Source organism: Burkholderia sp. Ac-20384, assembly GCF_017104605.1.
GTDB classification, from domain to species: Bacteria; Pseudomonadota; Gammaproteobacteria; order Burkholderiales; family Burkholderiaceae; genus Burkholderia; species Burkholderia lata.
Genome location: NZ_JAAGPE010000331.1, coordinates 1 through 9,295 on the forward strand (window position 1 = coordinate 1; position 9,295 = coordinate 9,295).

The following is a 9,295-nucleotide window of genomic DNA, read 5'->3' on the forward strand; positions in this document are numbered from 1 at the left end:
CGAGCAGAAGCGTTGACGCGGGATGTGTAAGAGCGGAGTGAAGGGTGCGCCGCAGGCGGCACAGATCCGATCCGATTTCATGGCCGTGCTCCACAGAGGAATCGCAGTGGGGCCGGCCGTGTTCGGGGCCAGGGTCGGTTAAAGCCGGCTCACGGAACGCGGCGTCCCACCCTCGCAGATTTTCCCGCTCTTGGAGCCGCTCTTGAGCTTTTTCTAGGCCTGGACCTTCCGAGGCTCACGCGAGCCGCTCATAGAGCTCACGGGTTATTGGGGTCGCACCCAAACGCTACTACTTCGGCGCGGAAGTAGACCAGTCGCAACAACTCCGTCGTCGCCACAAAGTGCTTGTGGCGGGCGTCTTCGTAAGTCTTTGATTTTTAGTGTGCGGCGTCTCATCAACTAAGTCGCCCTACGGTACCCGTGCGCTCTCGTCCTTATCCGGACGAGAGCGCAAGCGACTATCTTAGGCGAATAGCATCCCTCAACGGATACCAAAACAGCCGCCAACTTTTTTGCGGTGCCTTGTCTCATCTAGAGTGCACGGTCGAAAATCTGGCCATGCTTTGTGGATGCACGCGAGCCGAATTGACGCAAGCTGATGTCCCATGGCCGAAGTGGGTTAGCGGCGGCACGACATCCCAGCGGTCTCATATTCGCACGTGGACCAACTACCAGCGGCAACGATGGTGTCCTGCGTGCCTACTTGACGCGCCCTACATGCGTTCCGCGTGGTCCTTCAAACTCGTTGTAGCCTGTCCCCATCATCACGTAATGCTCCGCGAGACGTGTGACCGCTGTGGGCAAATTCAGCCACCTTCGTCCGCAAAATTCCTCGCGTGCGACTGCGGACGAGCGTTTGCCGATATGCCGAGCGACATCGCAGACGATTCGGTGGTGAAAATCATGAGATTTTGCTATCGGAGAATTCCTGGAAGCAGCGCGTTGGACGGTCCACTCGCGCGCCTATCATCGCTGAATACATTGCAACTGATGTATGCGCTCTCGGCAGTCATCCCTGGTTTTGCGAAATCGACCCCTGGTATTCTCGCCGGGCAGCATGACCTTCGAGTTGCAACCAGTTACGTCCAGCAATGCGCAATACTATTGAACGACTGGCCCAATGGATTCCGTGCGCTTCTTCGGAGCTATTTGGATAGAGAGCCCGAGACCAGTATCCGGCGTCGGTTCAGTCCGCTCTATCACGTGCTGTACAGCGTCCTTGACGACAGGCGGTACGATTTTCTCAGAAGGGAGTTCGAATCTCATCTCAACGGACATTGGTTCGGGTCCATCGATGGCAGGCATCGGAGCTTTGATCGAACACTCGAGGCACACAACGTGGCAGCAGGGAGTGAAATCCGCTCGACATTAAGACGTTCTCGCCAGAAGCTACGACATCTGATTGAAACCGGCTTCCTCGATGGCCGGGTCCTAAAGAGTCCATCTGGCCGATCATTTCTGGTGGCTCAGCGAAGCAATGTGCTTAGCGCCGCATCAAGGTTAAATAGTTCACTCTCGTTGAGATCGGCAAGCCAGCAGCTCTGTATCAGCAAGAGAAGATTGCGCCTTCTTCTAGACGTGAATTTGATACGACACGATCCGCGTTGTCGGGTCGACCGAGGAAACTGGATGATTCCTCGAGATGAAATAGATCGATTGTCAAATCTCCCTATAGATCAGGATTGCACAATAAACGAAAGTGAAACTTGGACGATGGCACATGTGCTACGCCACCTATGTCGCGCTAACGATACCTTTCTTGTGGTGATGAGGGCCGTACTTAGCGGACAGCTACGCTGTGTCGGGCGGGCTGTCGGCATGCGGGGAATTTGTGCTTTCCTTGTCGATAAGGCTGAGACGAAATGGGTAATCGCCAACGCTGGTCAACTTCCCAGTGATGGACTAACCGCGCAAGCCGTTGCACGGCGGCTAGCCATCAAAGAAGAGGTGGCCTACCACTTGATCCGATCCGGCATTCTGGAAAGCGCCAAATATAGGCAGAATGGGCGCATGCTCCAACTTGTGTCCGAAGCGAATTTGCACGAGTTCGAGGAGCGCTATGTCTCGCTCGTGTCGATAGCCATGCGGCATGCGACCTCCACCCAGGCCGCCCTATCGTGGCTCGGCAAAAGTGGAACACGTCCTATCACCGGCCCCTCAATTGATGGCAGCAGGCAGTATTTCTTTCTCCGCTCCGACATTTCTGCTGGTCTCTCTACAACATCTACGTGCCTTCAAGGTCATCTGTTCGATGTTGATTCAGATGCCGCAGGACCATTGAGAATGGCGACCGAACATGTGAAATGATATGAACTTCTGGGCATCCGGAATGGATGCCATTACTTCGCCGCATCAAGCCGGCGACGTGCCGTAGCACGACGCGCTGCGAACTTGGAATCGACTTCGGAAGCCGACTCCAAATTGCCAGTTTCGGCGGAGGCACGCGACCGTTCGACCTTGGCGCTCAGCCATGCGTCGTATTCCTCTGTTTTTTGTTGCTGCTCGACATAGTCCCGCATGAAGTCGCGCAGGAGCTGAGCACCCGTTGTATCATTGGCCTTCGCCGCAGCAGAGAACTCAGTTTTCAGGACAATATCAACCCGAAACGTAAAGGTTGCGTCACTCATAGCGATACCCTTTTTGTTGCAGGATATGTGCATCGTAGCACCTTCGTGAGTAGACTCAGATGACCCAATTCGCGCATCATCGATAGGTCGCATCGCGCTACAAGCAAAGGATGTTTCAGAAGCCGGCACAAGCTCGTGATCAGGACGGGGCAGATAGCAGACGAAACAATTTATTGTCCGACGGGCCCCTTTCGTCGACGCTTTCTAGAAGCGTGGCTAGACTCGTGCTGTGACGTGAATTGGCGCTTTACCAGTATGCGCCGGTTTGGGCACTTGCCAGGATCCGAGAAATTAGATCAATGCCTTCAGCGTTGCCAAGATACTCTATGGGCAATCGATTATCGAGAGCCGGTACCGGAGTGCGTAGCCAGTCGCTTAGCCATGATCGAGCGTCGAACCCTGCCGGATTGCCCGATTCGTCAACCATCCGTTGAACCTGGGCGGTAAGCATGTCCATTACATCCGGTGAGATGTCTTGCTGATGGTTGTCGGGAAATTGATCTTTCCCTTCGCTCATATCCTTAACAGCCATTTCAATGCCTTTCCATGAATTCGCATCGATCGAGTTCAATGCTGTCACGCAAACTAGCCCGAATCTTGACCTGATGTCATACGGCGACCCGAGAGGTACACGGGATTGGATACCCCCAGCATAGACACACCGGTCCGTGTAAGCAAGGATCGCGACCGTCGAGCTCATCAATCTGCCGAGATACCCGCTAGCATCGATGGCCAGCTCGGCAAACATTTTATGAACCAATTTCGACGCCGGTCGGCATAGCACTCGACCCCAAAACCGGATTTGGGAATTGAGACGCACCTACGATTCAATATGGAATCCGAAGCTTATCATTCTACTGCTTGATCCGTTGGCTCGAGTCTATTTTGATCCAAAGTGATCGTATCAACGATCACCTCAAGCTCCGATACCAGATCAGCCTGATTCTGTTGCAGATACATCCGTACGGACTCGTTTTCCAGCAATCGAGCCAGATAGCCCTTTGCCAGCACAAGATTGAGCACGTCCTGTCCATAAGTCTGCTCGACCACCTTGTACTGTCCCTGCAGATTGCTCATCTCCCGCTCCATCTTCGCCATCTGCTCAGGACTTACGCCCGCAAGCTTCTTGGGCTTCTTCCCTTCGATCAACCTTGAGGCCGGCGTTGCAACGAGCAACGCTTCAGCGTACGAGACAGACAGATTGTTTGCTGCCACCATCAGTTCGACGCACTCGACCTGTCGCGTCGGTTTCATCTTGCGTAGCGCTCTTGCGAGCTCCGGTGAAAACTGCCGGTCCTTCAGGAGCTCAGTCGCCTCAGCGCAAATCCCATCCAGCAATGCCATCCTCTTGATGATCTGCGAGACATCTACCGACAGCGCTTTCGCGAGTCGCTCCGGGGACACCCCCCGTTCAACGGCCCGACGGATCATGAAGTGCTCCTGGATCGTCGATAGTCGATTGACGCGGTTGTTGTACGTATAGCTCTCATCGTCCGTGGCAACGAGGCACGACACGGTGTTGAACTGGAGCTCCTGCAATGCGATCAATCGCAGATGCCCATCGAGCAGGACGTGGTTGCCCGATGCCTGATCAACCGGCGTTACCGAAAGTGGCTCAATCAAGCCCACCTCTTCGATGGAGCTTCTGATCTGCTTGAACTTGCGCGAGATCATCATCCCGGCAGGTGTGCGCCGTGACGGCAGGATGCTCGTGATCGGAACGGACAGTGGTTCCGGAATGAATCCAAGTGCTACGCCGGTCATGCTGGACTCCCGCTCGGCCATACACGTTCCGCCAGATACTTCGGCAACGTCGCCAGCTCCTCAGCGCGTAGCAGGTTGACGAAGTTCTCGTCGGCAAATAGCTGCCTGAGGGCGCCGACAATGAACAGCAACCGCTGCTGCGTAAACTCTGCCTTGCGCACCATCGCTTTCTGCCGCTCAACTTCATGCTGATACGTTCGGACTAGGCTCGATGTGGTCACGTCCATCACCTTGCGCGTCATGTTTCGATTCGCCGTCCGGCCGAGCGCTTTCCTCCGCTCGATGACGCGCCGAGCATCCATCAGCTGACGCCCGCGCAATCTCCCCGATTCATATGCCTCCTGCAGTGCCGCTTGGATCGCCTCATCGTCGTCGCCGGCACCAACAATCGATAACGCTGCATTCAGCGGAATTCGGCCTTTCTCCACTGCGATCACGAGTCGCTCCTCACCCTGATGCAGAAGCGTCAAGATCCCTTGCACGTAGTGCTGCGTGAGGCCCGTCTTCTCGGCGATCGCCTTCGGTGCGTATCCGCGCTCCTGCAGTTCGCGAATTCCGGCGAGCAACTCGAGCGGTCGGCATTGCCGTCTCGCGATGTTCTCCGTCAGGCTCATAATGAACGCGTCTTCGTCGCTCACGCTCACCACCAGCGCGGGTATCGTCGTTTCACCGAGCGATCGGAACGCCTTCAGTCGTCCCTCCCCACACACGAGCAGATACTTCTCCACGCCACTTGCCGTTGCCCGTGGCGTGACTAGAATCGGTTTCTTCAGGCCAATCGTCTTGATGTTGCTGACGATTTCGTCGAAGACGCGACCATTGCGCTCGCGAGGATTGATCACCTCGATCTGGCTGATGGGGATCATCCGAACCTCACCGGGCTGCTCACGCTGAGTCATGCTCTTCTCCTCAGCCGAGCACGCTGTGCCATACCGTATAAGTAGTCCAGCGTGTCGAAGCGATAACTCTCGAACTCGATCGGATTCCAGTCCGCGAGGCTGATACGAGGCTGCCAAAAGTCGATGTGCGGCAGCAGGTAGTAGTCGAGCGCCGTCGAGTTGCTCTGGTCCAACCTGACTGCCACGGTGATATCCGGCAGCAGGCTCGCGTCGAACCGCACCTTCCAGCGGTTACGGCCGCTGCCGCGCACCTGACACCGTGACAGCACGATGCATGCAGTAAACTCCCGATTCACGGTCAGCAGGTCGGTCGCCGGATCACGCGACACGGATCCGCCGAGATCCGCGATCTTCTTTTCGGTCTCGGCAACGATCTCCGGGTGCAGTTGCCGAATGAAGCGGTTCGTCTCGATATAACGATAGTCACGGCCTGGCGTGAAGCCAACCGTCTGGTACGCACGAATCAAGCTGCCGAAGCGATATACATAAACCGAGGTGGACGGCATGCCCTCCGTTTCGTCGATCACGACGCCCGATAGAAAGCCTCGGCTTCGGTACAGATTTCGCAGACGCTCGATAAGCTCCTCACTCGAGTAGCGCCGGGCGCGCGCCCGCATGATGCCCTGCGCTGTATAGAACGTTTCGCTCGGCACGATGGGTTCGAACGCACCCTCCTTGCGTATCCACATCTCCGACGGATTGGTGACACGAGATTTCTTCAGCTTGAACGACACACGGTTGTAGACGTTGTTGCCGATGTACTTTTCGTTGGTCAGCACCTCTCGAATAGTCGCCCGAGTCCAAGGACGCCCAAGGTCCGTCTGAACGTTCATGCCGTTCAGGCGTGCGGCGATCTCGTGCTCATTGAGTGACTCATTGATGAACCAGCTGTAGATGAGGTTGACGATACGCACCTCGCTGTCCGGGCCCGGCATCAGAATGACGCGGTCCGTCTGCAGGCACTTGTGTTGGCCGCGTTGCAATTCCCCCTTCATGAGGCCATGCTCGTCCACCAGGATCCGGCGTAACGCGTAGCCTGCAGGGCCGCCTTGCCGGAAACCGAGCTCGATCAACCGGCACTGACCAGCGAAGACCTTCGCTGACAACTCGCGGCTGTACTCACCGGCCATCGCACGCTTCACACCTTTGACGATCGTCGAGACTGGCGAGCCGTCGTTCTCGAATTGTTCGGCGCAATAGGCGACCTGAATGCCTGCGCGCCGGCAGATGTACTCGTAATAGGCACTTTCGTCTGCATCCTGGAATCGTCCCCAGCGGCTTACGTCGTAGACGAGGATCACCTGGAAGTCGGCCATGCCGGTTTCCACATCCCGGATCAGTTGCTGCAGCGCTTGGCGCCCATCGATACGCAAACCGCTTTTACCCTCGTCGGCGTAGGTCCGCACGATCTCGAGATCGCGACGAGCAGCGTAGTCGCGAATGCGATCACGCTGATTCTCCGTCGAGTATTGCTGGTGCTCCGTCGACATCCGAACGTATTCAGCAGCCCGCATCCTGCAGGCCTGCTCGTCAACGGATTCGCATGTGCAATCGAGGTCCACGATCCAGCTCCCACTGGCAACCGCCCCTCGCTGCGCCATCCCCGACATCAACTAGGGGATTTGTATCGGCGAACGCGTCGCGCCTTGCAATGACGTCGAATGCGAGCGAGTACACAGCCAAGGTAGCAGGCGATAGACCCTTGTCGTACACGTCATCTCTTTGCAATCACGCCGGAACAGGCCTCGGCTCAGATAGCACGGCGATGTGCACCGTCCACGCGTTCATCTTTGCAACGCCTGCCTCAACCGCGTTGCGCAGGATGTAAAACCCAGATGCCAGCGGGCGATGGGCCGGCCACACGTCCATGTTTGCAACAGCACTAGCAGTGCGCTGCGCATTTCGTCGTCGCTGCATCGTGCAATTGCGATCGCGATAGGCCGGGTGCGTATCGCGGTAGTGCCGCCAGTAGTCAGGATGTCGGGCCCGCCAGCTGGCCTGGGCGCGGATCTGATTCTCGCGATAGTCGGGATCGACTCGCATGCGCTGGTGCTGCCATGCGCGCCGGCGAGCACGCTGGCACGCCTTGGCCGAGCAGAAGCGTTGACGCGGGATGTGTAAGAGCGGAGTGAAGGGTGCGCCGCAGCCAGCGCAGATCCGATCCGATTTCATGGTCGTGCTCCACAGGGGAATCGAAGTGGGGCCGGCCGTGTTCGGGGCCAGGGTCATGTGAAGCCAGCTCACGGGACGCGGCGTCCCACCCTCGCAGATTTTCCGCCGCTGGTGGTGCTTGTGCGATTCGTGCCTATCAGGCCGACGCTCCGTCGGCGCGACGGACCGGGTGTAGCATGCAATTGCGCTCCCGGCGGCTTCCCGCGGCATCGTAGTATTTAGGGCGCGACATCCGTGCCGCATCTCGGTCAATCGCGCTAATCATATGGAGATATGAAGTGACTTCCGCGAAGCCCTTGATCATCGAGATTCGGGCCCCCTGATCGAAGTGGCGACGGGATTCTTCAGATACCTGATGTTGGCCCGGGTGGCGAGCTGGAGACGTGCTTGAACTTGATCTGGTCGCCGACCCCGGCTCAGCAGTGATGCGGAATCGTTATGCGGATTGTCGCCAAATTTCCAGACCGGATAAGTCATAACGCGACAGCCGCAGGACTAGATTTCAACAACGCTGGCTCATCCTCGAGCCTTGCCCCACGGGCCTCGCCGGCCCACCCTCGAGAATTTTCACGTTTTGTGACACATCCGCCCAATTTTTTCACTATATGCGAGACAAGGACTTGATGTTCGCGTTAGATTTAGTGAAAAATTCCAATGAAATCAATGGCGCACTTTTCACCAATTACCACCTTCTGCAGTAGGCGTAGGGCGCCAGAGTAAGTGCGACTGGCGCCACAGTTTTGCGACTGGACGACAAAGTCGGTGCGACTGGCCAACTTGGGGCGAACATCCCATAATTGTTGGCGAGTCGTTCAAAAAGTCGAAGTTTGACCCAGATGGACCAAGTCGACGCCGAAGCGCGTCGAGATACCGAGCTCTGTGACAGCTATGCCAAGCGGCTTTGCCAGTGCATCTGGCCAGCCGCTTCCGCCGAACAGTCGCCGGCAATAGCTGACAACCTGATACATCGTCGGCTCAGGCACGCTGATTTTCGACCTGACGCGCCTGGCAGACGAGGCCTACCTTCCTTGATGACCTCTCCATTGGCCTGCACGCGGCCAAGCATCGCCTGCGCTATCACTATGCGCAGGAAGTGGTGGGCTGATTGAGGCATTTGAGGCTCGTTTGCATGAGTTCTCCCTAGCCGTCAACTATGAGGACGACTTCGGTGTCAATGCCGGACTGAAGCTTCGTGTTCAGAAGGCGGGACTGGATATCGGCGGTACGTTTGAGGACCACGTCGCGACCACGTGGAAGGTCACAGGAAAATTTAGCCGAGTGCAAAACGGCCACACTTGACAGGTAAAACTGCGCTGCGGTCCAGGTCCGTCGCCGTGAAGGCGACGTTCAATCGCGGCGCTTTGTGCCGCCAACCAAGTTCAAGCGAAACTGATTTGCTGCTCAGCAAATGAAGGATACGGCTGTTTAGCAGCCCTATGGGGCAGCTGCGCAAGAAGAGGATGAGGAGCTGGAACGCGCAGCGCTGGCCCCTTTGCGCCGCTCTGTTGACTAGTGATAGCTCGGCGTGAAGCACTTCGGCACACGCCTTGATGCAAATGGTCCGTGGCGGCGCTGCAAGTAACTTCAACAACCGTCACAACAGACGAAAAGTTGCGTTCCGCTCTCTCGGCATTTGACGGCATCTCAAGCATCAGCGCATGCAGCACGACAGGCATCCGTGCCGAGTACTCCACACGCATTTCCGGCGCGCCAATGCAAAAACCCCCGCCTTTCGGGCGGGGGTTTCTGGCTTAGGGAGCCTGACGATTACCTACTTTCACACGGGAATCCGCACTATCATCGGCGTAGAGTCGTTTCACGGTCCTGTTCGGG

7 protein-coding genes are annotated in these 9,295 nt (G+C 56.9%); 1 reads left to right on the forward strand and 6 read right to left on the reverse strand.

Annotation, left to right across the window (positions count from 1 at the left end):
• Positions 1-1,629 precede the first annotated feature (1,629 nt).
• The gene (locus G3O00_RS43650; protein ID WP_241025490.1) at positions 1,630-2,307 is read left to right on the forward strand and encodes a hypothetical protein; all 678 of its coding nucleotides are present in this window, start codon (positions 1,630-1,632) and stop codon (positions 2,305-2,307) included.
• Positions 2,308-2,339: 32 nt separating this feature from the next.
• Here G3O00_RS43650 and G3O00_RS36065 read toward each other — a convergent pair whose 3' ends face one another.
• The 6 genes from G3O00_RS36065 to G3O00_RS36090 form a co-directional block, all read right to left on the reverse strand.
• Positions 2,340-2,627, reverse strand: a complete 288-nt coding sequence (locus tag G3O00_RS36065) for a hypothetical protein (protein ID WP_206145850.1) — start codon at positions 2,625-2,627, stop codon at positions 2,340-2,342.
• A gap of 247 nt (positions 2,628-2,874) precedes the next feature.
• Positions 2,875-3,207 carry an MbcA/ParS/Xre antitoxin family protein gene (locus G3O00_RS36070; protein WP_226285526.1) on the reverse strand — a complete coding sequence of 111 codons (333 nt, stop codon included), beginning with the start codon at positions 3,205-3,207 and terminating at the stop codon, positions 2,875-2,877.
• 269 nt (positions 3,208-3,476) lie between these two features.
• Positions 3,477-4,391 (reverse strand): plasmid partitioning protein RepB C-terminal domain-containing protein, encoded by a 915-nt coding sequence (locus G3O00_RS36075; RefSeq protein WP_206145851.1) that lies wholly within the window; start codon positions 4,389-4,391, stop codon positions 3,477-3,479.
• Positions 4,388-5,290: a ParB/RepB/Spo0J family partition protein gene (locus G3O00_RS36080; RefSeq protein ID WP_105816272.1), complete on the reverse strand. Its 903-nt coding sequence runs from the start codon at positions 5,288-5,290 to the stop codon at positions 4,388-4,390. Before G3O00_RS36080 ends, G3O00_RS36075 begins: the two co-directional genes overlap by 4 nt.
• Complete coding sequence (locus G3O00_RS36085; protein WP_206145852.1) at positions 5,287-6,900, reverse strand: recombinase family protein; 1,614 nt, start codon at positions 6,898-6,900, stop codon at positions 5,287-5,289. Before G3O00_RS36085 ends, G3O00_RS36080 begins: the two co-directional genes overlap by 4 nt.
• Before the next feature lie 118 nt (positions 6,901-7,018).
• Positions 7,019-7,333, reverse strand: a complete 315-nt coding sequence (locus tag G3O00_RS36090; protein WP_241025491.1) for a hypothetical protein — start codon at positions 7,331-7,333, stop codon at positions 7,019-7,021.
• Positions 7,334-9,295: the final 1,962 nt, after the last annotated feature.